Source organism: Rhodoblastus sphagnicola, from assembly GCF_002937075.1.
GTDB classification, from domain to species: Bacteria; Pseudomonadota; Alphaproteobacteria; order Rhizobiales; family Beijerinckiaceae; genus Rhodoblastus; species Rhodoblastus sphagnicola.
The window spans coordinates 1-24,506 of the sequence record NZ_NHSJ01000096.1; the positions used below are offsets into that span (position 1 = coordinate 1).

The 24,506-nt window shown below is 62.1% G+C and carries 28 protein-coding genes; 16 read left to right on the top strand and 12 right to left on the bottom strand.

The window, feature by feature from the left end:
* A partial coding sequence (gene egtB, locus CCR94_RS15615; protein WP_104508780.1) for an ergothioneine biosynthesis protein EgtB occupies window positions 1-1,141 on the bottom strand: 1,141 nt, incomplete at its 3' end.
* A gap of 235 nt (window positions 1,142-1,376) precedes the next feature.
* On the opposite strand from egtB, the gene CCR94_RS15620 reads away from it, so the two are divergent.
* The 7 genes from CCR94_RS15620 to CCR94_RS15650 all read left to right on the top strand — a co-directional run bounded on the left by CCR94_RS15620 (window position 1,377) and on the right by CCR94_RS15650 (window position 6,421).
* Window positions 1,377-1,565 carry a hypothetical protein gene (locus CCR94_RS15620; RefSeq protein ID WP_104508781.1) on the top strand — a complete coding sequence of 63 codons (189 nt, stop codon included), beginning with the start codon at window positions 1,377-1,379 and terminating at the stop codon, window positions 1,563-1,565.
* 35 nt (window positions 1,566-1,600) lie between these two features.
* The gene (locus tag CCR94_RS15625; protein WP_275112819.1) at window positions 1,601-2,290 is read left to right on the top strand and encodes a transketolase family protein; all 690 of its coding nucleotides are present in this window, start codon (window positions 1,601-1,603) and stop codon (window positions 2,288-2,290) included.
* Window positions 2,291-2,324: 34 nt separating this feature from the next.
* Window positions 2,325-3,353, top strand: a complete 1,029-nt coding sequence (gene gnd / locus CCR94_RS15630; RefSeq protein WP_104508783.1) for a phosphogluconate dehydrogenase (NAD(+)-dependent, decarboxylating) — start codon at window positions 2,325-2,327, stop codon at window positions 3,351-3,353.
* Window positions 3,354-3,393: 40 nt separating this feature from the next.
* Entirely contained in the window at window positions 3,394-4,989 is a 1,596-nt protein-coding gene (zwf, locus tag CCR94_RS15635; RefSeq protein ID WP_425332339.1) for a glucose-6-phosphate dehydrogenase, read from the top strand.
* Window positions 4,986-5,771 carry a 6-phosphogluconolactonase gene (gene pgl, locus CCR94_RS15640; RefSeq protein ID WP_104508784.1) on the top strand — a complete coding sequence of 262 codons (786 nt, stop codon included), beginning with the start codon at window positions 4,986-4,988 and terminating at the stop codon, window positions 5,769-5,771. Before zwf ends, pgl begins: the two co-directional genes overlap by 4 nt.
* 107 nt (window positions 5,772-5,878) lie before the next feature.
* Window positions 5,879-6,112: a multicopper oxidase domain-containing protein gene (locus CCR94_RS26680; protein WP_206605844.1), complete on the top strand. Its 234-nt coding sequence runs from the start codon at window positions 5,879-5,881 to the stop codon at window positions 6,110-6,112.
* Between the two features lie 150 nt (window positions 6,113-6,262).
* Entirely contained in the window at window positions 6,263-6,421 is a 159-nt protein-coding gene (locus tag CCR94_RS15650; RefSeq protein ID WP_104508786.1) for a DUF3309 family protein, read from the top strand.
* A gap of 240 nt (window positions 6,422-6,661) precedes the next feature.
* On the opposite strand, the gene fumC is transcribed toward CCR94_RS15650, so the two are convergent.
* Window positions 6,662-8,119, bottom strand: a complete 1,458-nt coding sequence (fumC, locus tag CCR94_RS15655; protein WP_104508787.1) for a class II fumarate hydratase — start codon at window positions 8,117-8,119, stop codon at window positions 6,662-6,664.
* Between the two features lies 1 nt (window position 8,120).
* Between fumC and CCR94_RS15660 the strand changes: the two genes are divergently transcribed.
* Complete coding sequence (locus CCR94_RS15660) at window positions 8,121-8,324, top strand: hypothetical protein (RefSeq protein ID WP_104508788.1); 204 nt, start codon at window positions 8,121-8,123, stop codon at window positions 8,322-8,324.
* A gap of 367 nt (window positions 8,325-8,691) precedes the next feature.
* Here the strand turns inward: CCR94_RS15660 and CCR94_RS24600 are convergent, their stop codons facing one another.
* Window positions 8,692-8,874 carry a hypothetical protein gene (locus CCR94_RS24600; protein ID WP_146090031.1) on the bottom strand — a complete coding sequence of 61 codons (183 nt, stop codon included), beginning with the start codon at window positions 8,872-8,874 and terminating at the stop codon, window positions 8,692-8,694.
* A 58-nt stretch (window positions 8,875-8,932) separates the two neighbouring features.
* On the opposite strand from CCR94_RS24600, the gene CCR94_RS15665 reads away from it, so the two are divergent.
* Together CCR94_RS15665 and CCR94_RS15670 are read left to right on the top strand one after the other, a co-directional pair.
* Window positions 8,933-10,162 (top strand): sensor histidine kinase, encoded by a 1,230-nt coding sequence (locus tag CCR94_RS15665; RefSeq protein ID WP_146090032.1) that lies wholly within the window; start codon window positions 8,933-8,935, stop codon window positions 10,160-10,162.
* A 302-nt stretch (window positions 10,163-10,464) separates the two neighbouring features.
* Window positions 10,465-10,923 carry a ferritin-like domain-containing protein gene (locus CCR94_RS15670; RefSeq protein ID WP_244594099.1) on the top strand — a complete coding sequence of 153 codons (459 nt, stop codon included), beginning with the start codon at window positions 10,465-10,467 and terminating at the stop codon, window positions 10,921-10,923.
* Between the two features lie 119 nt (window positions 10,924-11,042).
* Here CCR94_RS15670 and CCR94_RS15675 read toward each other — a convergent pair whose 3' ends face one another.
* From CCR94_RS15675 to CCR94_RS15690, 3 genes are all read right to left on the bottom strand, one after another.
* The gene (locus CCR94_RS15675) at window positions 11,043-13,121 is read right to left on the bottom strand and encodes a catalase (protein WP_104508791.1); all 2,079 of its coding nucleotides are present in this window, start codon (window positions 13,119-13,121) and stop codon (window positions 11,043-11,045) included.
* Window positions 13,122-13,331: 210 nt separating this feature from the next.
* A complete protein-coding gene (locus tag CCR94_RS15680; protein WP_146090033.1) occupies window positions 13,332-13,610 on the bottom strand; it encodes a hypothetical protein in 279 nt (92 codons plus the stop codon).
* Window positions 13,611-13,967: 357 nt separating this feature from the next.
* Window positions 13,968-14,321 carry a low affinity iron permease family protein gene (locus CCR94_RS15690; protein ID WP_104508794.1) on the bottom strand — a complete coding sequence of 118 codons (354 nt, stop codon included), beginning with the start codon at window positions 14,319-14,321 and terminating at the stop codon, window positions 13,968-13,970.
* A 308-nt stretch (window positions 14,322-14,629) separates the two neighbouring features.
* On the opposite strand from CCR94_RS15690, the gene CCR94_RS15695 reads away from it, so the two are divergent.
* The gene (locus CCR94_RS15695) at window positions 14,630-15,709 is read left to right on the top strand and encodes an AI-2E family transporter (RefSeq protein ID WP_104508795.1); all 1,080 of its coding nucleotides are present in this window, start codon (window positions 14,630-14,632) and stop codon (window positions 15,707-15,709) included.
* A 277-nt stretch (window positions 15,710-15,986) separates the two neighbouring features.
* Here the strand turns inward: CCR94_RS15695 and CCR94_RS15700 are convergent, their stop codons facing one another.
* The 5 genes from CCR94_RS15700 to CCR94_RS25520 all read right to left on the bottom strand — a co-directional run bounded on the left by CCR94_RS15700 (window position 15,987) and on the right by CCR94_RS25520 (window position 18,564).
* On the bottom strand, window positions 15,987-16,484 hold the full coding sequence (locus CCR94_RS15700) for a Dps family protein (protein ID WP_104508837.1): 498 nt from the start codon (window positions 16,482-16,484) through the stop codon (window positions 15,987-15,989).
* A 535-nt stretch (window positions 16,485-17,019) separates the two neighbouring features.
* On the bottom strand, window positions 17,020-17,415 hold the full coding sequence (locus CCR94_RS15705) for a hypothetical protein (RefSeq protein WP_146090034.1): 396 nt from the start codon (window positions 17,413-17,415) through the stop codon (window positions 17,020-17,022).
* A complete protein-coding gene (locus tag CCR94_RS15710; RefSeq protein WP_104508797.1) occupies window positions 17,412-17,729 on the bottom strand; it encodes a DUF883 family protein in 318 nt (105 codons plus the stop codon). Before CCR94_RS15710 ends, CCR94_RS15705 begins: the two co-directional genes overlap by 4 nt.
* A gap of 176 nt (window positions 17,730-17,905) precedes the next feature.
* A complete protein-coding gene (locus tag CCR94_RS25515; RefSeq protein WP_244594100.1) occupies window positions 17,906-18,286 on the bottom strand; it encodes a sigma factor-like helix-turn-helix DNA-binding protein in 381 nt (126 codons plus the stop codon).
* Between the two features lie 47 nt (window positions 18,287-18,333).
* Window positions 18,334-18,564, bottom strand: coding sequence for a NepR family anti-sigma factor (locus CCR94_RS25520; protein WP_244594103.1), 231 nt, complete (start codon window positions 18,562-18,564; stop codon window positions 18,334-18,336).
* 249 nt (window positions 18,565-18,813) lie between these two features.
* Between CCR94_RS25520 and CCR94_RS15725 the strand changes: the two genes are divergently transcribed.
* The 5 genes from CCR94_RS15725 to CCR94_RS15745 all read left to right on the top strand — a co-directional run bounded on the left by CCR94_RS15725 (window position 18,814) and on the right by CCR94_RS15745 (window position 23,467).
* Window positions 18,814-19,611: a response regulator gene (locus CCR94_RS15725; RefSeq protein ID WP_104508799.1), complete on the top strand. Its 798-nt coding sequence runs from the start codon at window positions 18,814-18,816 to the stop codon at window positions 19,609-19,611.
* A gap of 145 nt (window positions 19,612-19,756) precedes the next feature.
* Entirely contained in the window at window positions 19,757-21,166 is a 1,410-nt protein-coding gene (locus CCR94_RS15730; RefSeq protein ID WP_158254783.1) for a sensor histidine kinase, read from the top strand.
* Window positions 21,167-21,482: 316 nt separating this feature from the next.
* A complete protein-coding gene (locus CCR94_RS15735; protein ID WP_104508801.1) occupies window positions 21,483-21,641 on the top strand; it encodes a CsbD family protein in 159 nt (52 codons plus the stop codon).
* A 280-nt stretch (window positions 21,642-21,921) separates the two neighbouring features.
* The gene (locus CCR94_RS15740) at window positions 21,922-23,028 is read left to right on the top strand and encodes a zinc-binding metallopeptidase family protein (protein ID WP_104508802.1); all 1,107 of its coding nucleotides are present in this window, start codon (window positions 21,922-21,924) and stop codon (window positions 23,026-23,028) included.
* 34 nt (window positions 23,029-23,062) lie between these two features.
* The gene (locus CCR94_RS15745; protein ID WP_104508803.1) at window positions 23,063-23,467 is read left to right on the top strand and encodes a DoxX family protein; all 405 of its coding nucleotides are present in this window, start codon (window positions 23,063-23,065) and stop codon (window positions 23,465-23,467) included.
* Between the two features lie 122 nt (window positions 23,468-23,589).
* On the opposite strand, the gene CCR94_RS15750 is transcribed toward CCR94_RS15745, so the two are convergent.
* Window positions 23,590-24,378, bottom strand: a complete 789-nt coding sequence (locus CCR94_RS15750) for a DsbA family oxidoreductase (RefSeq protein WP_206605845.1) — start codon at window positions 24,376-24,378, stop codon at window positions 23,590-23,592.
* Between the last annotated feature and the right edge of the window lie 128 nt (window positions 24,379-24,506).

Sequence of the window (24,506 nt, forward strand, 5' to 3'; positions counted from 1 at the left end):
GGATATGGCTCTCAGGCGTCGCGCACGAGCCGCCGCGCAGCACGAATTGCCCGCACATGAATTTCCCGTTGTATTCGCCGGCGGCGCCTTGGGCTGGACGGAAGCGCGGATAAGGTGAGAAGGCGCTGCTGGTCCATTCCCAGACGTCGCCGAACATCTGCCGCAATCCTCCGCGCCCCGCCGGCGCGGGCGCCAATCGTCCAGACTCCAGAAGATTGCCGCTGACAGGCCGCGACTGCGACGCCAGCTCCCATTCGGCCTCTATCGGCAGCCGCCGGCGCGACCAGCGCGCGAAGGCGTCGGCCTCGAAATAGCTGACATGGACGACAGGCGCGGCGGGATCGACGCGCCGCCAGCCCGACAGCGTCATCGTCCAATGTTCGCCGTCCCGCTCCTCCCAATATAGCGGCCCGGTCCACTGTTCGCCGCAGCATTTCGCCCAGCCCTCGGACATCCACAAGAGCGGTTGCAGGTAGCCGCCATCGCTGATGAATTCCATCCATTCGGCATTGGTGGCCAGGCGGTCCGCGAGGCGATAGGGCGAGACGATCACACGATGACGCGGGCGCTCACAGTCGAAGGCGAAGCCCTCGTCGCCCGCGCCGATTTCGCCAATGCCGGCGGCAAATCGCACGAAGCCGAGCGGCGCGCTTTCGCCATCGCCCTCATCAGGCGCATAGTCCTTATAGGCGGGGTGCAACGGGTTTTGCGCGAACAGATGGAGTATGTCGGTGAGGAGCAGTTCCTGATGTTGCTGCTCATGATGGCAGCCGAGTTCGATCAGCGCATCGATGCGTTCGGAAGGCTCATCTCGGCACAGCCGGTCGATGGCGCGATCGACATGATCGCGATAGTCGCAAATGGCTTCAAGAGCGGGCCGCGTGATCATGCCGCGCCGCTGCCGTGAATGGCGAGCGCCCAGGGCCTCATAATAGGAATTGAACAGGAAGGCGTAGCCCGCATCGAATGGCGTGTAGGAGGGCGCGAAGGGCTCAAGCACCATCGCCTCGAAGAACCAGCTCGTGTGCGCCAGATGCCACTTCGCCGGACTCGCGTCGGGCATGGATTGAACTGTGGCGTCGGCGTCGGAGAGCGGCGCCGCAAGCCTGCGACTCATGGCGCGAACGGCGTGAAACTTCATCAGAATTCCCGATTGTCTTGAAGACACGCGCCGCCCGCTCCCGTCGTTCAAGGCTTTCGTGGCAGCCGGTTAATCGCCTCACGCCGCATAAGTTCCGGCTCCTCAGCTTGGATCCGCGCCTCCTCGGCCGTTTTCCCAGCGGCTCAGCTTGCTTCCGCGGCGCCAGTGACCATTTCAGTTATGCACGGTCCGGCGTCGGGTTTTCGGCGCGAAGGCTGACCGCGAGGGAGGCGACATGGCCCAATCGAAAGATCCGCGCAGCTCGCACGAAAAGAACCCGGTTCGCGCCGAGTCGGAAAAGACGCCCGAACATTTGGACGAGGTCGCCGAGGCCTCGTGGGAATCCTTTCCGGCCAGCGATCCCCCGTCCTTCACCATGCGGCGTCCCAAAGACCCGGAGTCCAAGCGGCGCGGTGACAAATAGGCTGCGACGCGACGCTGAAATGGCCATGCCAGACCATCACGGCATGGCTCTATAGCCGGCGTCCCGGTCATCTTGAACATTCCATCGCCCCCGGCGTCGAAGCGACCACCGGCCCGCTCGGCCAGGGCTGCGGAATGTCGGTGGCTGAGCGCCGGGCGGAGGAGAATTTCAACCGTCCCGGTTTGGAGATCGTCGATTACGATGTCTACGCTTTTTGCAGCGACGGCGACATGATGGAAGGCGTCAGCAACGAGGCGGCCTCGCTCGCCGGCCATCTGCGCCTGAGCAATCTCTGCTGGATCTCCGACGACAATCAGGTGAACATCGAGGGCCGCACCCAACTGGCGTTCGGCGACGATGTGGGCATGCGGTTCCGCGCCTATGGCTGGCCGGAAGATGAAAGTTTCCTCTTGCCGGATGGCGTGCGCGAATATTTTCACGACGTCGTCGATCGCCGTGGCGGCGAACTGCGCCGCGACTGGCTTGAGCGCATGCTGGGCTATCGCGAAGCATATCCCGATCTGGCTTCGCGCCTCGACCTAATGCAAAGCGGCGAAACGCCAGAGGGCTGGGACAGCGATCCGCCAAGCTCAGCCCCCGACCCCAACGGGCTCGCCACCCGGGATTCCTGGGGCAAGGCGCTGAACGCCATCGCCGCAAAATTTCCCTGGCTGGTTGGGGGCGCGGCCGAACTGGCGCGGGAGATCCAGGCCGCGCCGGCGTGAAAGGAAAGCCGCGCTGGCGTGAGGAGGGCAGCGAATGCGCATTGGCATGATCGGACTTGGGCGGATGGGCGGAAACATGGCCCGTCGCCTCATGAAAGCGGGGCATCAAGTCGTCGTTTATGACGTTTCCCCTGGGGCGCGCGAGGCGCTGGCCAAGGACGGGGCGACCGAATCCGGCTCGCTTGCCGAACTGGTGAAAAAGCTCGCTGACGCGCCGCGCGCGATCTGGGTGATGCTGCCTGCCGGTTCGGCGACCGGACAAACGGTGACGGAGCTCGCCGGCTTGCTGGAACCGGGCGATATTCTGATTGATGGCGGCAATTCGTTCTACAAGGACGACATCGCCCGCGCCAAGAAGCTGGCCGAGAAAGATATTCGTTATGTCGATTGCGGCACCTCCGGAGGCGTCTGGGGCAGCGAGCGCGGCTATTGCATGATGATCGGCGGCCCAAAGGAAGCGGTGGATTTCCTCGACCCGATCTTTGCGGCCCTGGCGCCCGGATGCGGCGACATCCCGCGCACGCCCGGCCGCAAACAGGACGATCCGCGCGCCGAGCGCGGCTATATTCACGCGGGACCGTCGGGCGCCGGGCATTTCGTGAAGATGGTGCATAACGGCATCGAATACGGGTTGATGCAGGCCTATGCGGAAGGGTTCGAGATCCTGCGCAACAAGAATGCGCACGACCTTCCCGAGGACGAACGCTTCGCTTTGAATCTGCCTGACATCGCCGAAGTCTGGCGTCGCGGCAGCGTCGTTTCCTCGTGGCTGCTCGACCTTGGCGCGGCGGCGCTGGCGAAAGACGCGGATCTCGATAGTTTTTCCGGCTACGTCCAGGATTCCGGCGAGGGCCGCTGGACCGTGGAGGCGGCGATCGAGGAATCCGTTCCAGCGACCGTGCTCTCCGCCGCGCTTTATGCGCGGTTCCGCTCGCGCCAAACCCATGGTTTCGCCGAGAAGTTGCTCTCGGCCATGCGGTTCGGCTTTGGCGGCCACGTCGAGGGTCAGGAGCCGGTCGATCCCGCGCCAAAAGGCGCGACCCCACGCCAGCCTGCGGGATAGATCCATGGCCGCCATCGACCAGACCCAAACCGCGCAAATGATGGCGAAGATGATGTCGTCGCCACCGCGCCGCGCGCCAAGGCCCGCCGACCCTTGTTCCATGGTGCTTTTCGGCGCCACCGGCGACCTGACGCAACGGCTGGTGATCCCCGCGCTCTACAATCTTTCCCGAACCGACACGCTGCCGGAGTCCTTCACGCTGATCGGCGTCGCGCGGGCGGAGACGACGACCGAAGCCTGGCGCAACGAACTTTATCAGTCGCTGCAAAAATTCGTCGGCGCCGCCAAAGCCGAAGCCGGTCCCGACGGCGTTGATGCGGCCGCATGGCGGCGGCTCGCCGACAGAATGGTCTATGTTCCCGGCGATTTGTCAAAACCGGAATTGTACGAGACGCTGCGCGGCGTCCTCGACCAGGCGGCAAGCGACAACGGGACGCAAGGCAATGCGATCTTCTATCTGGCGATCGCGGCGCAATTGTTCTGCACGGTCGTCAAGCACCTTTGCGAGGCGAAGCTGATCAATCCGCCAAGGGAGGCCGACGAAGGGCCGAAATTCTGGCGGCGTGTGGTGATCGAAAAGCCCTTCGGGCACAGCCTGGACTCGGCGCGCGATTTGAACACGCGGCTGGGGCGCATCCTGAACGAAGACCAGATTTTCAGGATCGATCATTTTCTCGGCAAGGACACGGTCCAGAGCATCATGGCGTTTCGCTTCGGCAACGGGCTGTTCGAACCGATCTGGAATCGCGACCGTATCGATCACGTGCAGATTACTGCGGCGGAGACGGTCGGCGTGGAGACGAGGGGTCGATTCTACGAAGCGACCGGCGCGCTGCGCGACATGTTGCCCAATCATCTGTTGACGCTGCTCTCGATGGTGGCGATGGAGCCGCCCGTCAGCTTTGACGCGGCGAACATCCTCGCGAAAAAGGCCGAAGTGCTGGCCGCTATCCCTGAGGTCAAGCCTGCCTGCGCGGTGCGCGGCCAATATGGCGCCGGCGAGGTGCTGGGCAAGGAGGCAAGGGCCTATCGGCGGGAGGCGAATGTCGCGCCGGACTCAAACGTCGAAACCTATGTCGCAATGCGGCTGGAGGTCGACAATTGGCGCTGGGCTGGCGTGCCGTTCTACCTGCGCACCGGCAAGCATCTGTCGCGGCGCGTGACCGAAATCGCCATTCGCTTCAAGCCGGCGCCCTATAAGCCCTTCCAGGATACGCCCGTCGTCGCATTGCGACCCAATTGGCTGCTGCTGCGCATCGCGCCGGACGAAGCCATCTCCCTGCAATTTGAAATCAAGCGGCCGGGTCCGGCGATGGATCTCGCCTCCGTCAAAATGGATTTTCGCTATGAAGACTGGTTCCCGAAAGAAGCCAACGTCGGTTACGAGACGCTGATTTACGATGTGATGATCGGCGACCAGACCTTGTTCATGCGCGCCGACATGGTCGAGCAGACTTGGCGCATCGTGCAGCCGGCGCTCGACGGCTGGGCCGAGGAAGACGCCAATGGCGGGGCGGCGGAAATGCCCGCCTACGCTTCGGGCGGCGCCGGCCCTGGCGAAGCCGCCACGCTGCTGGCGCGGGACGGACGGTCCTGGCTGCCGATCGACGACGCTGGCTCTGGAGAGCCCGCATGACCGCGCGGACTCGAGATCCTGCGACAGGCATCTCCGCCGCAGAGCCTGAGGCGGCGGCCGTTTCCGACCGGAAGCTGCGAATTTTCCGCGATCGAGGCGCCTTGGCGGAAGGGGCGGCGGAATGGCTGTTGGGCGTGGCGACCGAGAAAGCCGGCGCCTTCACCGTCGCGCTCTCCGGCGGCTCCACCCCACGCGCGCTTTACGAGAGATTGGCGGCGCCGCCGTATCAAGAGGCTTTTCCGTGGGCGCGAACGCATCTGTTTTGGGGCGATGAACGGTTCGTCCCGCACAATGATGCGCAGAGCAATTTTCGCATGGCGCGCGAGGCTTTGCTTTCGCGCGTTCCAATTCCGGCAGGCAACATCCATCCCGTTCCCACGCAAGGCGCCAGCCCAGAGACCGCCGCCGCGGCCTACCAACACGAACTCATGGATTATTACGGCGCGGAAGCTCTCGCCCCGGAGCGACCGCTGTTCGACGTGACGCTGCTCGGCCTGGGCGCCGATGGACATACGGCCTCGCTGTTTCCCGGCGCCGCCGTGCTCGGGGAGCAGCACTCTTGGGTCGCCGCGGTCGCCGACGCCAAAAACCTCGCGCGGATCACGCTGACCTATCCGGCGCTGGAAAGCAGCCGTCTGGTGGTGTTTCTGGTGACCGGGAAGGAAAAAAGCGCCGTTTTTGCGCGCCTGCGTCGCGGCGACCGCGCCTTGCCAGCCGCGCTTCTCCACCCCGTCGGCAACCTCTGGCAATTTGTCGACGCGGAATGCGCTGGCATAAGCTGACTCGGGGCGCGCGCAAGGGGTAATTACAGCGGCGATGAGCATCCGCCGCGATACGCCGGCAGACTTTCGAGGTGACCAGGGGTGGTGACAAGGCCATGTCCGGGCTGATGAAAGACACGACCAGCCTGCCGCGCTTTTCGCAAGCCGAGATCGACTTTGTCGCCAATAATCCCGGCCCCACCTTCTTCCATCGCCGCCATCAGGATCATATGGACGAGGGCTTTGCCGGCCCCGTCCCGACAGGACGCGGGCGAACCCGATTTGATCGCCTCCGTGGCTTGGGCAACGACAATGGAGCGGACTCCGACCGGCGCGCGCATCAAGGCGCCTGCAATGGGTAGATTCCGATTCTGCCGCGTCAGAGCGCCCTGCGTTAGCTTTTGGCCAATGCGATGACCTTGCCCGCGTCGGAGTTACTCCAGCCCGCCGCGAAAGAGTTGCACGTTGAAGGGCAGCGGCGACGTTACCCAGGACCAACGAAGGGGCGTCTGATGAGCACGCTTGCGATTATCATCATTTTGATCTTGTTGTTCGGCGGCGGAGGCGGCTATTACGCCCATAACCGCTACGGAGGCGCAGGACTCGGGGGTGTGCTCGGTACGGTTCTGGTCGTACTCGTCATACTCTGGCTCGTTGGCGGCATTCACTGAACCTGTCCCGTCGGGTCCACGCGACACTGCCCAAAACGTCCAGTATTGAGCGGTTTCCGCGACAAGATTCTGGAGAGGGGCAAATCCCGTTCAGGAGCTTTGCGCCGCGCGGATATTCGAGGCCGCTCCGCGGTATATTGCTGCGCCACCGATGACCCTGTCGGGCGCATCGGCCCTTCGCTCAGCGACACCCTTTGATAAAAGGGAGCATTCAACCGAACAGGCCGCTTTTGACGTGGCTCACACGGAAAGCGCGCCGACAGGTCCGACCATTTTTTGCGGATCGACGGTTTCGTCATAGAGCTTTTCACTGATAAAGCCCGAAGCAAGAGCGGCCTCTTTCAGCGACAGGTTCTCCGAGGCGGCTTTATGCACAATGATCGCGGCCTTGTCATAGCCAAGGAGCGGCGTCAGCGCTGTCGCCAGCATAAGCGAACGCGCGAGGAAAGCCTTTATGGCGGCGTGATTGAGGACCGCGCCCTCGATCTGATAAACGCGCATCTTTTCGCTGGCGTCTCCCAGAATGCGGGCCGAATGGAGAAAGTTGTTGATGACGATCGGACGTGTCGTATTGAGTTCGAAATTGCCCTGACTTCCTGCAAAAGCCGTGGCGGTGTCCTCCCCGATCACTTGGATGCAAACCATGACCATGGCCTCCGACTGAGTCGGATTGATCTTGCCCGGCATGATCGATGAGCCAGGCTCGTTTTCCGGCAGGATCAATTCGCCCAGACCGCAGCGCGGCCCGGAAGCGAGCCAGCGCATGTCATTGGCGATTTTCATCAGGGCGACGGCCAGGCCGCGCAGGGAGGCCATGGCGCAAACCATTGCGTCCAATGACGCCTGGGCGGCGAATTTATTCGGCGCGGTGACAAAGGGACGTTCTGTCAGCTCGGCGATTTTCGCCGCCATATCCGCGCCGAAATTTGGCGGCGCATTGAGCCCGGTGCCGACAGCTGCGCCGCCGACCGCCAACTCGAACAGCGCCCCTTCAGCGCGGCGGACGCCGGCCAAAGCGTCGCGAATCTGCCGCGCATAACCCGACCATTCCTGGCCCACGGTGAGCGGCACGGCGTCCTGCAAATGGGTGCGGCCGATTTTCACGACGTCTATCCATTCTTCCGCCTTGGCCTCAATGGCGTCGGCCAGCGCCTCGGCCCGAGGCAGCAAGCGATTTTCCAGCTCCAGAATGGCCGCGATATGCATGGCGGTCGGGAATGTATCGTTGGAGGATTGGCCCATATTGACGTCGTCATTGGGATGAACCGGCATCTTGGAGCCGATCTCGCCGCCGAGCAGCTGAATGGCGCGGTTCGAAAGCACCTCGTTGAGGTTCATGTTTGTTTGCGTGCCGGAGCCGCTCTGCCAGACGTAAAGTGGAAAATGATCATCGAGTTTTCCAGCGATCGCCTCGTCGGCCGCGCGGCAAATCGCTTTGGCCTTCCAATGCGCGAGATGTCCTGACGCGCCATTGACCAAAGCGGCGGCTTTCTTGACATAGCCATAGGCGTGATGGAGGGCCTTTGGCATCAAATCGTCGCCAATGGCGAAATGGGCGAGGCTGCGCTGGGTCTGTGCGCCCCAATAGCGATTGGCCGGCACGTCGACGGCGCCCATTGAATCTGTTTCACGACGCATGCCGATGGCGTCAATGCCAATGGGGATCTTCTGCATGGCTGGATGGACTGGATCGGGCATAATGTTTGACCTTTCAAGAGCCGAGCCGGACAGAAAAGGCTTCGTCCGCGAACTGACGGGTCTCTTCAAGAACGAAGCGACCCGCCGTGCGTTCCGTTGCGGCTTTTTTGGACTTCAAGAAGCGATGGCGGGCGGAATTTCGTCGGATATGCCGGCGATCGCCCGCCGACGCGATATCCTGTTCGCCGAGCCGTTCGGAATGTGAGATGTTCTTCCCCGCCAGCGCGGCGAGCGCCTGATGGTCGCGCTACGCGACCAGAAATACGCAAGAAGGCGGGTGGTTGAAGGAAGCGCCCCCATGTTCGGAAACGCATGAGTCAACCCAAGGATTTGCTTGGTTCATGGCAAGGCGACCGCCGCGCGTCCCAGTTGATATGGCTCCACTTTGGCGGATTTCGTCCGCAAGCGGCATGATCGGAATCTACTTAGGCGTTGCTGAGAAATGATTGAATCGATTTGGCTATGTGATCCTTGAGGTTAGGGATGGATGTGTCACGCGGCATGATTGATGAAACGGCGATTCGGCAGCCCGCGACAGACTTGAGTTCATCTGGCTGAGCGCGTCGATGACGTCATCGCCGGCGCACGGACAGCAGCCGCACGCAGTTCAACAGGCCGCCCGCCTCGCCTATGGTCGCGCCGAGTTTAAGATCCAAGGGATTCATATAGCGGGCTATCCTCCCGCGAGCATTCGCCGCAAACGCACCAATTAATTGATTTCTATGAATATATTTGTCGTCGTTGGGCTTGTTCATCCCGACGGCGGTCCTTAGCCGTGATAGTGACTTGATAAACTCGCTCGCGAATTCCAGATTGGTTGCGGCGCTCCGGTGGTTGGGCAACAGACAAGATCCACCAAAGGCGCTCTGCTTTCGACACGCGGCCTCGTCTCTGAATGGATTGCGCGACATGAAGACGTTATTGGCCAAGCTGGAGGCCAGCGGTGGCGTATTGTCCACCGCCGAACTGGTGTTGGCGGAAGAACGGCTGCGGCTGGCGACCGATGCCGCCGACATTGGATGGTGGGATGTGGAGGAGGGCCATGGCCAATTGTCCTGGTCGCCGCACGTCCACGCAATGTTTGGCGTTTCCGCCGATGCTCCGGTGACCATGGACGATTTCTACGACGGGCTGCACCCGGACGATCGCGAGCGTGTCGCCGCCTTCTATGCCGCCGCCGCCGATCCCACGCGCCGCGCGCTCTATGACGTGGAATATCGCACGATCGGCAAGGAGGACGGCGTTATCCGCTGGGTCGCCGCCAAGGGCCGCGGCGTGTTCGACGAGAGCGGCCGATGCCAGCGGGTGATCGGCACCGCTCGCGACATCACCGAACGCATGTTGGCGCAGGAGGAAAAACTTGCGCGTGATCGGGAGACCGCCGAACTGCGGGAGCAGTTCATCGCGGTGCTCGGGCACGATCTCAGAAATCCCCTGGCCTCGGTCGCCTCCGGCACGCGGCTTTTGGCGCGTCAGCCTGAAAGAGCCGTTGAGATCGCCGGCCATATCGAGCGCAGCATTTCGCGCATGTCCGAGCTGATCGAGAACATACTCGATTTTGCGCGTGGCCGTTTGGGCGGCGGGTTCGTCACTACGCGCGACAGTGAAAAGCCGTTGGACCCCGTTCTCCTGCAAGTCATCGAAGAATTCAGAACGATGCACCCGGAGCGAGACATCGCGACCGAAATTGATTTTCGAGAGCCCGTTCAATGCGATCGCCAACGCATGGGCCAGCTGCTTTCGAACCTGCTCGGCAACGCTTTCGTCTATGGCGCGCCAGCTGCGCCAATTCAGGTGCAGGCCTTCGCGAGACAGGGCCAGTTTGAGCTCGCCGTGACCAACTCCGGACCGACGATTGAGCCAGCCGACGTCGAGAGGCTGTTTCAGCCGTTTTTCCGCGGCACGGTTCGCGGCAGCCGCGAAGGCCTCGGTCTGGGCCTCTATATCTGTTCCGAAATCGCCAAGGCGCATGGCGGAACGATCAGCGTCTCGTCGGAAAATGGAACGACCTCCTTCACTTTGCGCATGCCCACGGCGGTATAGCGCCGCGGTCGCCTCCTCTCGAGCGGGTCCGCGGCGCCGCTCGTGACGCGGTTTTGTCGTTGATGACGGCCATCAACTTTGACGGCGCAAGCATTGTCTCAAACAGCCAAGGCCGAAGCCGGGAGCGGAATGGTTCGATGACGCGGTCAACGTCAGAGGTCCCATTGCATTGCTTCCGTGACCGCGCAAGATAGATCCACCGTTCGCTGATCGGAACCAGCAACCTCGCCATTCGTTATTGAGGAGAAGATCGCCGACGCCGATCATCCGATCAGACGATGGCCTTCTTCAGGCTCGCACCAATGGAGAACGACTTGGACACTAACATTCTGGATCATTTGAAGAGGCTTCACACCAGCGAAATCGACGCCCGCAATGGCTACGAAGAAGCGCTGGATGACGCCGAAGGAAAAGGGTTGACGCCGCTTTTCCGCGACATGATCGCTCTCCACCACAACAACATCGAAGAGCTCGCCGGCGAGTTGAGCCGGCAGGGCGAAAGGCCGGACGGCAGCGGTTCGTTCCTGAGCACAGTTCACCGCACGATCATCAACTTGCGTTCGCTTTTCAATGGACTGGACGACAGCGTCCTGCCGGGCTTGATCGACGGCGAAAAACGCAATGTCGAAAAATATGACGAGGCGCTGGCCGCTGCGTCGGCGTCGCCGATCGCTGCCGCGCTGGCCGCGCAGCGCGACAACATCCAACAAAAGATCGCCTTGATGGAAACCCGGAAGGCCGCAGTTGAAACGGCGTCCTGACACTCTTATGGATGGAAACACTGAGATCGGGGGGCGCTGCCCCCCGATCTCAATTTAGCGATCTCCCCTGGACCGATCACCCGGGCGCCTCGGGAACGACAGCGCCCCCGAGAACTTCCTCATGCGAGATCGCGCAAGGAAGGTTCACGGTCCCAGTATCGCTTGGTCGCGGCGGCGACAAAGGCGCGGTCCAGTCCCGTGACGCCTTCATCGGGCGACACGCCGGCCTTGTCGAGCAGCGGTCTGGCTTCGGCGCCGGCGCCTATGGCCTTGAGGTGGGCAAAGGCGTCCATCACCCATTGGATCGCGGCGCCCTGTTTGCTCAATCGCGCGGCGCCGGCCTTGTCGACAACCAGCGCGATGGCGTCGAACAGAGCGGATGGCGTGCCGGCTAGCTGTCCGGCGATTGGCGCGATCGAACCGTCGGAGAGTGCGACGCCATTCATGCGCTCCGCGACGAGCGCGACCGCGCCGCCGGCATTTTCGACCGCCGATTTCAGTTCCTGAATCGCTTCGGCGTCGCTGCCATCGGCGACGAGAATGCCGATTTTTCGGCCTTGCAGCGTCGGCTTCATCTGCTTGTGAATGCTCAGGGCGTCCGAGGGCGGCAGCTCCACCAAAGGCCGCGCGGGCGTGGAGGCGTGTGGCAGTTTGAGTCCCAAACCTTTCGCCACGCGCGCGGCGAGATCCTCATCGACATTAAGCAGGTTCGCCAGCAGGCGGACCGGAGGCTTTTCCAGCGTCCCCTTCGACAATTCAAACACGAAGGAAGAGGCGATATGCGCCTGTTCCGATGACGTCTGCGACAACCAGAACATGCGCGCCTGACTGTAATGGTCCGCGAAAAGTTCGCCGCGCCGCCTCACCTTCGACCCGGCGGCTTCGCCTGGAGTCATTGCGGGGGCCGTGGCAAAGCCGGTGTCCGGATTTTCGCGCGGACCGCCGTTCTCGCCATGTTCGGCGAGGCTGTTAGGCTCGTAATTGGCCCGGCCCTTGGGAACCTGCATTTGCATATGCCCGTCACGCTGGAAATTGGCGAATGGACATTTGGGCGCATTGATCGGCAGCTGGTGAAAATTCGCCGTGCCCAGTCGGGATTTTTGCGTGTCGAGATAGCTGAAAAGGCGACCCTGCAGCAAGGGATCGTCCGAAAAGTCGATCCCCGGAACGATATTGGCGGGGCAGAACGCCGCCTGCTCGGTTTCGGCGAAGAAATTATCGGGATTGCGATCGAGCACCATCCGGCCGATGATGTCCACTGGGACGAGTTCCTCCGGGATCAGTTTGGTCGCATCCAGCACGTCGTAGGGCAGCGTCGCCGCCAAAGCTTCGTCGAACACCTGCACGCCGAATTCCCATTCCGGAAAATGGCCGCTGGCGATCGCGTCATGAAGGTCGCGCCGGTGAAAATCATTGTCGGCGCTTTGCAGCTTGACGGCCTCGTCCCATACGGTGGATTGTAAGCCGAGTTTGGGCTTGAAGTGGAATTTGACGAAGCTGTCCTTGCCCTGCGCATTGACCAGGCGATAGGTGTGCACGCCAAAGCCTTCGACCATGCGCAAGGAGCGGGGGATGGCGCGATCCGACATCGCCCACATCAACATATGGGTCGTCTCCGGGCTCAGCGAGGCGAAATCCCAGAACGTGTCATGGGCCGATCCCGCCTGCGGATAGCCGCGATCCGACTCCATTTTTACCGCATGAATCAAGTCCGGAAATTTGATGGCGTCCTGAATGAAGAACACCGGAATATTATTGCCGACGAGATCCCAGTTTCCCTGTTGCGTGTAGAATTTTACCGCGAAGCCGCGCACATCGCGCGGGGTGTCCACCGATCCGGCGCCGCCGGCCACCGTCGATATCCGCGCGAAAACCGGGACCTTTTCGCCCTTGCGCTGAAAGAGATCGGCCTTGCTCACCTGCGGGATCGGCTTGAGCAGTTCGAAAAAACCATGGGCGCCGGAGCCGCGCGCATGAACGATGCGTTCAGGAATGCGCTCATGATCAAAATGAAAGATTTTTTCGCGCAGCACGAAATCTTCCAGCAGCGTCGGACCGCGCTCCCCGGCCTTCAGGCTGTTTTGATCGTCGCTGATCTGGATGCCCTGGTCGGTCGTCAGCGACGCGACATCGGCCGACGCCACCTGATGCGTTTCCCCGCCTGCGGGCCGGCTTTCGGAACTCTTGGATTTGGACATTTGCAAAGCCTCTGATCGCAGCCGGAATTCCATCCCGTCAGGTGAGCGCGCCCCGCCTGGTCACAGGACCGACGCCCAAAGCGACGCGCGTCCGATCCGCCAGGCTGGGCTGCGCCTGAACAATTCGCGGGCTTTGCAGAGGTTCCTGCTGCGTCAGGATTTCTCGTGGTTCGGCATTTGACGGTCTCGCGAAATGTCGCGCAGCGACGGTCACATCCTCGCAGCGTCGGCGGCTTGAACGCCATCGGGAAGCTCGACGACGTCGAGCCCGCAAAAGACCGGCCTTGTCTCCGCCAGCGCGCGAAACGACTCGCTCCAGTCGTCATCGCGATGTTCGGCTGGCGTCTGCACGGCGGCGGCGATGGACGCGGCGACGTCCTCGCCCATGGCGGCGCTTTCGCAAAGTCCCTGAATGAAAGGTCTTTGCTTGAGCGGAAAGGGCAGGGAGAGAATGTGGATCCGCGCCAGAGCCTTGTCATCGCCAGACACAACGCCAGACTCATCGGCGATCAAAGAGCGCGAAGATTGCGGCGAGTGCGCCGTCCTTGCCAGTGGCGAGCGCGCAGGCCGCGCTTTCGCTGAAAATTTCGAGGGGAGGGGGGCAAGAGGGAGACCAAAAATCGTCCTCGGGCAGCAAGCCCATTCGCGACACCATGGTCGCGCGCCAGACCGTGTTGCGGCGGCGACCTTGGGTCGCCGCCAAACCGCGACAATGCCGAATTTCATATGATCGATTTCATGAAATCCCCCGGCCCTGTCTTGGTTCCCCGCCATAGAACGGCTTCAACCGATCCGCCGTCGATCCTTTCCACGGGCCAATGGGATGATCTGGCCAAGCTCGCCGGCTCAGGCGACGCCCGCCTGATCCTTGCTTTCGCCCGCCGAGCGAATTTGCGATTTCATGTCCGATATGGCTTCATCGCAGAGGTCTTCCGCCACGATGGTTCGATTGTTGGCCTTTGCATTGGCGCGGATCAATTCATCCAGCTTGAGCTGAATGGCCGTGGCGCCGCGATTTTGCGTGGCCTGGATCAAAAACACCATGAGAAAGGTGATGATGGCGGTTCCCGTGTTGATCACGAGTCGCCAGGTGTCGCTGCAATGGAACACGGGGCCGGTCGCGGCCCATGTCGCGACCACGCCGAGCGACAAGCCGAAGGTGAAGGGATGCCCCGTGAAGTCAGCGGTTTTGACGGCCATCCGCCTGAACCAATCGCCCCGAGGCGTCGCTGTCGAAGGGCCGTGTGGCGTGGTTGGCAAGGGTCACAGCATCCGCTCATCCTTTCAAGCCGAATGATTTGCATTGAGTGAATTGCTGCGGCCAACTTTCGTTCCCGGCCCTGGTCGTCACTTCCCAGCGGCCTGATGTTGGCGAGTAGAATTGTTCCAAGGCTCATGGCGCAGTCACCCGATCTCTCATTGGAACAAGACTCCGCCCTTGCTGTTGGCTGAGCGGACGTCGCGCGTTTGGCTCAGCCAGACCGGCGTCCCGGAGGCTCGCGACGCAAATGAACATGCCCTCGTCGATCGTCACGCCGAAAACGTCGTCGCCGCCGGCGACGCAAAGCGAACCTGAATTGATCCTGCGCCTCGGCTGCTATGCGGCCATCGGGCTGTTCGTTTTCGCGCTGCTCGCCGTCCTGCAAATCGCGGCCAGCATCGTGACGCCGATCATTTCCGCCCTTGTCGTCGAGACCGTGCTTGCGCGCGTCAGTGATCGGCTGATGCGGCTGGGCCTGTCGTCCGTCGTGGCCGGATTTTGCGTGATCGGCTTCGCGCTGGCGACGGGCGCGCTCATGATCAACGCGCTGATCGAGCCCTTCTCGGCGCTGGTCGCGCGCGCCCCGCAAATGGCCGAAGCGTTGACGACTCTGATTTCCCCGGCGCTGCAACCGCTGTCCAATCTCCGCAACGCGTTGCTGCATACGCCGGGCGCGGCCGCGTCGCTGCCGATCGGGGGCGAGAGCGAATGGCTGGCGTCCTTCGTTGGCGGGCTGACGCCGGCGCTCGGCCAGCTCCTGATCTTCTTCGCCAGTCTGGCGTTTTTCGTCTCGGGACGGACAGCGCTGCGGCGGCAACTGGTCATGGCCATGCCGGAGCGCGCCAGCCGTCTCACGGCGATCCGCGCCATCGCTGCGGTGGAAAACGCGCTGTCGCTATATTTCGGCACGACGACGCTGATCTACGCCGCCGTGGGCGCGCTGACCGCGATCGTCGCCTGGGCAAGCGGTCTTACCAATCCGCTGCTCTGGGGCGCCATGAGTTTCGCCGCGGCCTATATTCCCTATTTCGGCGTCGGCTTGATTTCCTTGTCGCTGGCCGCCAGCGGCTTTCTGGCCTATCCCCATTCCCTGCTGGCGCTCGCCCCGGCCACCGCCTATCTCGTGATCCATATCGCCAGCGAAACTTTCGTCATTCCGACGCTGCTCGGACGCCGTTACGAGGTCAATCCGTTCTTGATTTTCCTGTCCATTGTCTTCTGGAGCTGGATGTGGGGGCCAGTGGGGGCCATTCTCGCGGCGCCTTTGCTGCTTTCGGCCCAGACCCTGCTCGGGTTGTTCCGGGAGCCCGAGGGCTATCTGCCCTGATGTCCTGGCGAAGGAAGGCGGACCCGCAAGCGAACGTCGTCCAGAGCCCCGCCCAAGACAAGACGCCCGCCGGAATTCCGGCGGGCGTTCGATTGCGCGATGCGGCGCGCCTTGCGCGCGACGAAAAAGGGGCGCGGACGCGCCCCTCGATTTCAGTGGTGATAGAGCAAGGCGATGACGATGATCACTGGAATTGGCACGCCCAGCAGCCAGAGCAAAATTCCGCGTCCCATGTGTAATGTCCTCCTGCTTCCGGTGAAAGATCGCGCCGTCGGGATCACGCCTTGGTGACGATCGCCCGCAACATCCAGATGGTCTTTTCATGCCAGTCCATCCGCGCCACCAGCATGTCGTGGGTGACGATGTCTTTCTTGTCCTCGGCCTTGATCGCGATCTCGCGCATGTCGCGCACACAGGCTTCGTGGTCGGCGATCAAATCGAACACGATCGCCTCGCCGCTCATCGCCTGCGCGTCGGGCTTGATGGCGACCTTGGGAATCGGCGTCAGAAAGCCGAGGGCGCGAATGCGTTCGGCATAGACGTCGACCGCCTCGAACAGCGCCTTGTATTGGTCCTCGAGCATGATATGCAGCGGATGAAACAAGGGCCCGACGACATTCCAGTGATGGACATGGGTCTTCAACAGCAAGCTGTAGGCCGCGCTTAAAATATCTCCGAGCGCGTCGGAAATCTCTTTGCGGGTGGACGTTTCGAGGCCGGACTTCGGCGTTTCGGCGTGCGGCTTTGACGCAAGAACCGTAGCTGTCTTGTTCATGTTAAACTCCAGATCGAGAGGGGTCGGCGCCGCCTGTCCTGTTGAAACGACATCCGGTTCCGCCAAGGCAACGGCGCCGCAGGACACAGGTTCCGGGGTGGCGCTGAGAATAGTTTCTGTCGTCGCGGCCATGATCCCGGAACCTCCGCGCCGTCCTGGCGCCGGCGCGCTGTCCGAGTCGGACGAACGCTTGACGGAAGCGCTTCGATGCGCGGCGAAGGAGCCCTCTTCAGGAGATCAACGCGTTCAACATTTTGCCGGAAGTGGACTCCCGTCCGCGCAGTTTCCTGCTGACCCCTGACGCCGCCCATCGGGAGTGCTTCGTCACGTTCCGCCAGCGCGCGATCAGGTCGAGGCGCGGATGAGCAAACGCGAGGGGATCGACCGCAAATTTGCCTGATTGCAGCGGCGGTTATGTTGTTTTCAAAGCGATCGCGACGGGTCTCGTCGGCGCGGCCAGTCCCGCCAACGCAAAGCGACCCACGCGCCCATCAAGGTCGAAACAGACGCGTCCGATCATGACCTCTGTCTTCAATCAATCCGCTCTGTTCGACCTTGCCGCGAAATAGGCCGCGCCAGCCGCCGACGCGAGGCCGAACAGCTTGGCGTGCCGGGCGGCGAAGCCGAGGACATGCGGCGCCAGCACGACGACGGCGCTGGACTTCACCCAGGCGACCAAGCGCTCGGCCAATTTCCGCGCGATCATTTGTCCGATCAGTCCGACCGCCAAAGCCAGCAACAGACCGGCCCCGCCGATGGCGAGCGCCGCGCCGCGCGGATCGAGATAGGGAATGAGGCTCAGATAGGCGGCAAGGGCGCAAAAGATCACGCCGGCCCCGGCGAGCAGCGCCGAGACCGTTGCGCAGGCCAGCCCCAAGGCCATGCTTCTTGCAAAGCGGGGATCGCTGGACGACAGCGTCGATCCGCTCATCGGCGGTCCCCGCGCGTGGCCAGACCAAACAGGAATCCGGCGCCGGCGGCGATGGCCAGGGCCGCGAACGGATTGGTGGCGACCGACCTCGCCATATGGGCGGCGCCGCGCCCCATATAATCCTGCGCGCCATCCGACAGATCGTTCAACTGACCCGTGGCGTCGGCCGCGGCTTTTTTCGCCGCCGAGGCGGCGGTGTCGCGACCTTCCGCGGCGACCTTGGAAAAGTCGTCGATCGACGCCTTGATGGTTTTCACCGCATCATCGATGAGCGCGGCGAACAGTTCCTTTTCGGTCTTGAAATCTTCCGACATTGCGTTTCTCCAGTCTGTCGCATTTTTCAGTCCCGTTCAGGATTGAATTTGCGCGCATTTTCGAAGAGCCAATGCGGGCCCCGGCGATTTGTCCCACCGCCTTCCCGCTTTCGCCCGCGTTCCCGCATCGTAGCGGATGCAGGTTTGTGGTAATGAAAATATTTAAAAACAGCAGGTTAAAGCGGCTGGGTCATGACCGCCCGCACGGGATAGGCGGCGGCGAAGAATTCGCCGCCGATGTCTTCCGGCGCATCGATTCCCATCAGCTCCATCAGCCTCTGGCGGGCGCGGCTGACCCTGCTCTTGATCGCGCCTATGGCGCAATCGCAGATGACCGCCGCCTCCTCATAAGACACGCCGGAGGCGCCCACCAGCAGGATGGCTTCACGCTGCTCCTCCGAAAGCCGGGCAAGCGCAATCTTCAGATCTTCGAGGTCGAGTCGGCCGCCCTGTTCGGGATGACTCATCATCCTGGACGCCTGTTCGCCATCGGTGTCCTGCGCCAGATCGTCGGCGCGGTCTGGCATGTTGGTGAGCGACAAGGCAAAAAAGAGCACCTGTTTCACTTCCGCAAGCAGGGCGGTCTTGAATTCGCCGGTGGGAGTCAGGGTTGGACCTCGCTGGCGTCGTGCGTGCGTTGACCCCTGACCGCCCCTGGCGCGTCAACGCCTTCGACTCCCGCCTGTTCCAACTGGTCGAGCAGGCTGGCGAAACGGTCGGGAATTGCGGTCATCTCGGTTTCGGCAAACAGCAGCTTCAGTCTGTCGCCAAGATGAAGTCGCAGTTTTTCGTTAAGCGGGGGTGGGCTTGCGGGTGGTTCCTGCTTGCTTTCCATGATTTTCACGTCATTTCATGATGCGGTCGCGGCAAAACTCCGGCTTGGGAGCGGTTTTTTGGGAGCGGCTCCTGCGAGCTTGCCTTTCCATCAAGCAACGCGGCCGGCTTTGCCCTGTTCCGAAAATAATCCGGCTTGGGAACCTGAAACCTCATCACACGTTTTCATGCCGCGTTCCTCGCAGCCGAGTTCCTGGCGGCCGAGTTCCTGGCGGCGAGGAATGGTTCTGCGCACCGGAGTTTCTCAAACATGACGCTTTCCGAGATTGTCGCCCCGCAACTGCCTTTCCTGCGTCGCTATTCACGCGCCGTGAGCGGGAGTCAGACCAGCGGCGACGCCTATGTCGTCGCCATGCTCGAAGCTCTGATCGAAGACCCGTCCCTGTTCGACCAGCGACTCAATGCGCGCACGGCCGTCTACAAGCTGTTTTCCCGGATCTGGAACGCCATGCCGCTGAATGGCGAGACCGCGTCCTCGTCCAGCACGGGCGCGGAGCGCCGGTTGGAAGACATCACGCCGCTGCCGCGCCAGGCCTTCCTGCTCACCGCCGTGGAGGGTTTCTCGGCGGAACAGGGGGCGAGAATTCTGGATATGGACCTCGCCAAATTCTCCAGGCTGGTCGAAAACGCCAGCCGCGAAATCAGCGCGCAGGTCGCCACATCGGTGCTGGTCATCGAGGACGAGCCGATCATCGCCATGGATTTGGAAAATCTGGTCAGGGAACTGGGCCACAAGGTCGCCGGCAACGCCCGCACACGCGGCGAAGCCGTGGAAATGGCCAATCGCCTGAAGCCCGGCCTCGTTCTCGCCGACGTCAGGCTGGCCGACGGCAGTTCGGGGCTCGACGCCGTCCACGACATTCTCAGGAGCTTCCAAGTGCCGGTGATTTTCATCACCGCCTATCCTGAAAGCCTGCTGACCGGCGAGCGCCCGGAACCGACCTTCCTCATTGCCAAGCCTTTCGAGGAAGACGTGGTGCGCGCCGTGATCAGCCAGGCCTTGTTCTTCAACACCAAGGCTGAAAGGAGCGAAGCCAGCGCCGCCTGACCCATTCCCTTGGCTATTTGAAGCAAGGCGGAACGTCTTTATCCTTTTCCGGTTGGTTGAATGCAGGTTCCCCGACAACAACAGACGGTTGAGGGATCCCGCGTTTTGAAACCCCTTGTGGATGAGACGGCAGGAAATGCGGTTTGTGTCGGATATTGCAGTCGGGTTGGCTTGCCTGTCTGCAGCGCTTGCCCTGAGTTACTATATCCACAAGCGCAGCAGCGTCGAGGAACTTGCCCGGCAAACAAGCCGGATCGCCATTATTGGCTTTCTCGCGTTCGGGGCGTCTCACCTTGTCGATGTCCTCACCCTGTTCTGGCGCGGCGTGGCGTGGCTGGATTTTATTCAGGCCGCCGCGCTCGGTGTGGCGCTGACCGCCTCTCTGGCCATCTGGGGGTTGCTGCCCGCTCTGCTGGCGGAGCCCTCGCCCGGCGAATTGCTGGAAGCCAACAGGGCGCTCAGCGGGGCGACAGCGCGTCGCGCCGAGGAATTGGCCCGCCTCGCCGCCGCCAAGGCCGATTTGGAGCGCGCCGTCGCCGAACGCACGCAGGCGCTCGACGAAGCCAAGCAGCGCTTCGAAAATGCGTTGAAAAATTCTGACATTTCCATGTCCCAGCAGGATACGGACCTGCGATATCTCTGGGTGCATAACGCCCCCAAAGGCCTGCCCGCCGCAGTCCTGCTCGGTCGCCTGCAACAAGACGTGCTTCCGGCGCGGGCCGACATGGTTCTGACCGCCGCCAAGCGCGGCGTCATGGCCAGCAAGGCGGCGAACAGTCTGGATCTCGAGATGGAGATCGACGGCGACACCCGCTATTTCCACGAAAACATCGAAGCGTTGTGGCGCGATGGCGAAGTCGTCGGCGTGCTCACGACCTCGATCGAAACCACCGCCTACCATCGCCGGCAGGAGGAACTGCGGGCGCTGTTGCGCGAACTGACCCATCGCACCAAGAACCTGCTGGCGGTGATCATGGGCATAGCCCGGCAATCCGGGCGTTCGTCCACCGACATCGCAACCTTTGTCGCGCATTTCAACGGTCGCATCCGCGCGCTGGCGGTGACGCATGAATTGCTGGTGGCGTCGCAATGGCGGGGCGTTGGGTTGCGCGAGCTGATCGCCGGAGTCTGGAAATCGACGAGCCCGGAAGCCCAGCAACGCATGGCGCTGACCGGGGAGAATTACTGGCTGGCGCCGGAGAGCGCGCAAAATCTCGCGCTTGCGATCTATGAAATGCAGAGCAACGCCATTGAGCACGGCGGACTTCTGGCCCCCGGCGGCAGCGTGAAAATAGCCTGGGCCGAGGAAAAAAACCAGGCCGGTCCTTTCGTGAAACTGACGTGGGAGGAAAACAGTCCACAAGCTTCGGCCAATGACAACCGGGGCGATGGTTTTGGAAAGACCTTCGTGCAGGTCTTGCTGCCCCGCGCCACCAAGGGAAGTAGCACGATCGAATCGCACGACCGGGGTTTGAACTGGACCTTGACATTGCCGCCGGTGAATTTCGTCTCAGGCGTTTGCGGATTGCGACGCGATCTGGCGGAAACCGCATGATAGGGTCCGCCCGCATTCGCCCTGAGCGGAGCGCACAGCATTGACGTCTGCCGCCAAAACAAAAACCCGCCTCAGGGCGGAGCAAGCCAATTCCGTGAAATTTATTCCCATAAGAGCGACGACATACGCGCTAAAATAAGAGCTGCAACAAAGTATCTGCGCTTGGCTTGGGGAGATCATCATCATTGTGAAAGCCACGCGGCTGCTTGCGCCCTGTGGAAGCGTCCGAGGACAGACCGTTATTCGCCCGGACTCTATTGACATGAAGCAGTCCTGATTTTCCCCAAGACCAAATGAACCCGGAAAGGATGACACCATGTCCAGCACCGTCGCCAATGTCTCCGGCGTCGGCAATGAAATCGTCGGCAAGGGCAAGCAGGCCATCGGCAAGGCCACTGACAACAAGAAGCCCCATGCCGAAGGCGTCGTGCAGGAAGCCAAGGACGGCGTGAGAAACGTCATCGACAAGGCGTAACCGACAAGGCGCAATTTAAGGAATATGCGGCGCCTCGGCTGAATGACCGGGGCGCCGCACGTTTTTGCCCCCGCCGTCCGGACAAGACTCGGCCGACACACCATTGGACAATTGCGGCAATGACCTCATACGCCAAGAAAAATCGCCTGGGACGGAAGGGAACCATCCGCCCCGCGAGACATTGATTGAGCGAAGGCCTACCTCCCCGGTCTTTGCCGTCTCCTTTCGAAGACCCGGTCGCGCCGGGTTTCTTTTTGCCCAAATCGCCAGGAACAAAGCGATGAAACTGTTCGAATGCCAAGGCTGCCGCAATACCGTGCATTTTGAAAACTCGGTCTGCGTCGCCTGCCGCCGTCAACTGGGTTATGCGCCGGAACGGGGGACGATGACCGCCCTGGAGCCCGCGCAGGTGAACGAGGCGTCGCCTGCGCTGCTTGCGGCTGTGGGCGCGCCGGAGCAGCGCTACCACTTCTGCGCCAATGCGGCGCAAGGCGTCTGCAACTGGCTGGTTCACGAGAGCGACGGCCACAGCCTCTGCCGATCCTGCCGGCACAACGACATGGCGCCGGATTTGACCGTCGCGGGCAATCGCGAGCGCTGGGCGCGGCTGGAACAGGCCAAGCGCCAGCTGTTCTATTCGCTGCTGCTGTGGGGATTGCCCACGCCGATCATCGGCGAAGACGCGCGCGAACCGCTGGTGTTCGACCTCATCGGCGACGTGCATAGCGATCAGGGCGTGAAGACGGTTTTAACCGGCCATGATTTCGGCCGCATCACACTCAATATCGCTGAAGCCGACGACGACGTGCGCGAACAGCGCCGCGTCGCCATGGGAGAGCCCTACCGCACGCCGCTCGGCCATTTTCGTCACGAAATCGGCCATTATTATTGGGATCTTCTGGTGCGCGACGGCGGCCCGCTCGCGGAATTCCGCGCCCTGTTCGGCGACGAGCGCGGCGATTACGACCAGGCGCTTCAGGCCTATTACGCTAATGGCGCGCCGCGCGGCTGGCGCGAGTCTTTCATCAGCGCCTATGCGACCGCGCACCCCTGGGAGGATTTCGCCGAGACCTGGGCGCATTACATGCATATTGTCGATACGCTGGAAACCGCGTGTTCTTTCGGCATATCGCTGAAGCCGCGCCATGTCGCCAACGATCATCTGGAGGCCGCGGTGGATTTCGACGCCTATCGCGCAGACAGGATCGAACGGATACTGGACGCCTGGACGCCGATTTCCGTCGCCGTGAACAGTCTGTCCCGCTCGCTTGGCCAGGGCGACGTCTATCCCTTCGTGCTGTCTCAGGCCATGGTGGGTAAATTGAGCTTCATTCACAGGCTGATCGGCGAACAGCGCGCGCGGCAAACGACACGCGCGGCGGCCTGACACAGCAGGCTGAGCAAATCGGAAAGCAACGTTCATGACAACCCTTCGCACGCTTGCAAGGACAGCGGTCGCGCTGCTGTTTTTCACCAGCGGGCTCGGCCATTTGTTTGCGCCGAGTTTTTTTCTGGCGATCATGCCGCCCTCGCTGCCGCTGCATCGCGAGGCGGTTTTCATCAGCGGCGTTTTCGAACTGCTCGGCGCGGTCGGGCTGATGATTCCCTCGCTGCGCCGTGCGTCCGGTCTGGGTCTGTTTGTGCTGACCATTCTGGTCACGCCCGCCAATATCTACATGTGGTGGCGCGCCGATCTGTTTCCGCAATTTTCGTCGACCCTGTTGTTCTGGCGTCTGCCCGCGCAACTCGTCCTGCTCGGGCTGATCTATTGGGCGGCGATCCCGCCGCCGACGCCGTTCCGCTCCGGCGCGTCCATGCCGCAATAGCGCAAGCCGCAATAGCGCAAATGGCCGACGCCCCAAATGTCGCCGCTGGCGTCGCCGAACAGTCAACCCTATGCCGGCGAGGGGCGGGGCCATCCCGAAGCGGCGCCGATCACATTCATGGTTCAGCACCAGCTTGCAAGATCCAGATTCGGCTCGCGCAGCAATTCCTGGATATTGGCTTCAACGATCCGATATCCGATATTGCCGGAAAGCGTCTGTCTTCCCTCATTCAGACTCATGGTTGGGCTGCCCTTCACGCCCAGCTTTGCCGCTTCCCGGTCATCCGCGGCCAGCGCCGCATGGGCGCGGCCGTCGTCGATCAGGCGGCAGATAGGATCGACGGGCGCGTCCAGACTGGCGCCGATGTCGAGCAAAACCTCGCGGCGCGCGACATTGCGCCCCTCGACAAAGAAGGCGTCGCGAACTTTTCGGATCGCGCGCTCGAAGGCGCCCGGCGCGCAGCTTTGCTCCTGCTCGCAGATCTGCACCGCTTTCAGAAATACATGCGCGGGATTGGAGGAGGCCGGCGGGCTGTCGCGCCACAGACGCGGATGAATCGGGGTTTCGGGAAATCGCGCGGCGATCGTCTGGACGTGGTCGGCAAAACCGTCATAGCCGCCCTTGTCGCGCCAGCTTGTGGCCATCTTTCCGGGAACATCGCCGAACACCTGAAAGAAGCGGTATTGAACCTGGATTTGCGCGCCAAAGTCGTGGCGCGCCTGATCGAGGCGCAATTCCGAAAAATAAGCCCAAATGCAAAGAATGTCGGAAAAATAGAGGATGGGAAGCGGGCGCATGGCGAGCCTGTGGGTTTGAGGAATAGATTTGAGCAGCGGCGGCGCGGTTGTGGCCGCAATGCGCGCGGCGGCGCAGCGTGGGTCAAGCCCGTTGAATTCATCAATGCGCTGCAAGTTCTCTTGGTTCCGCCGCCTCGACGCGGAACGCCACCGCGATCGCGCCCGATACCTCGTCACGCCCGATACCTCGTCACGCCTATGCAAGCGGCAGCCGAGCGCGCATGCGCGCCCGCGCGGCTTTG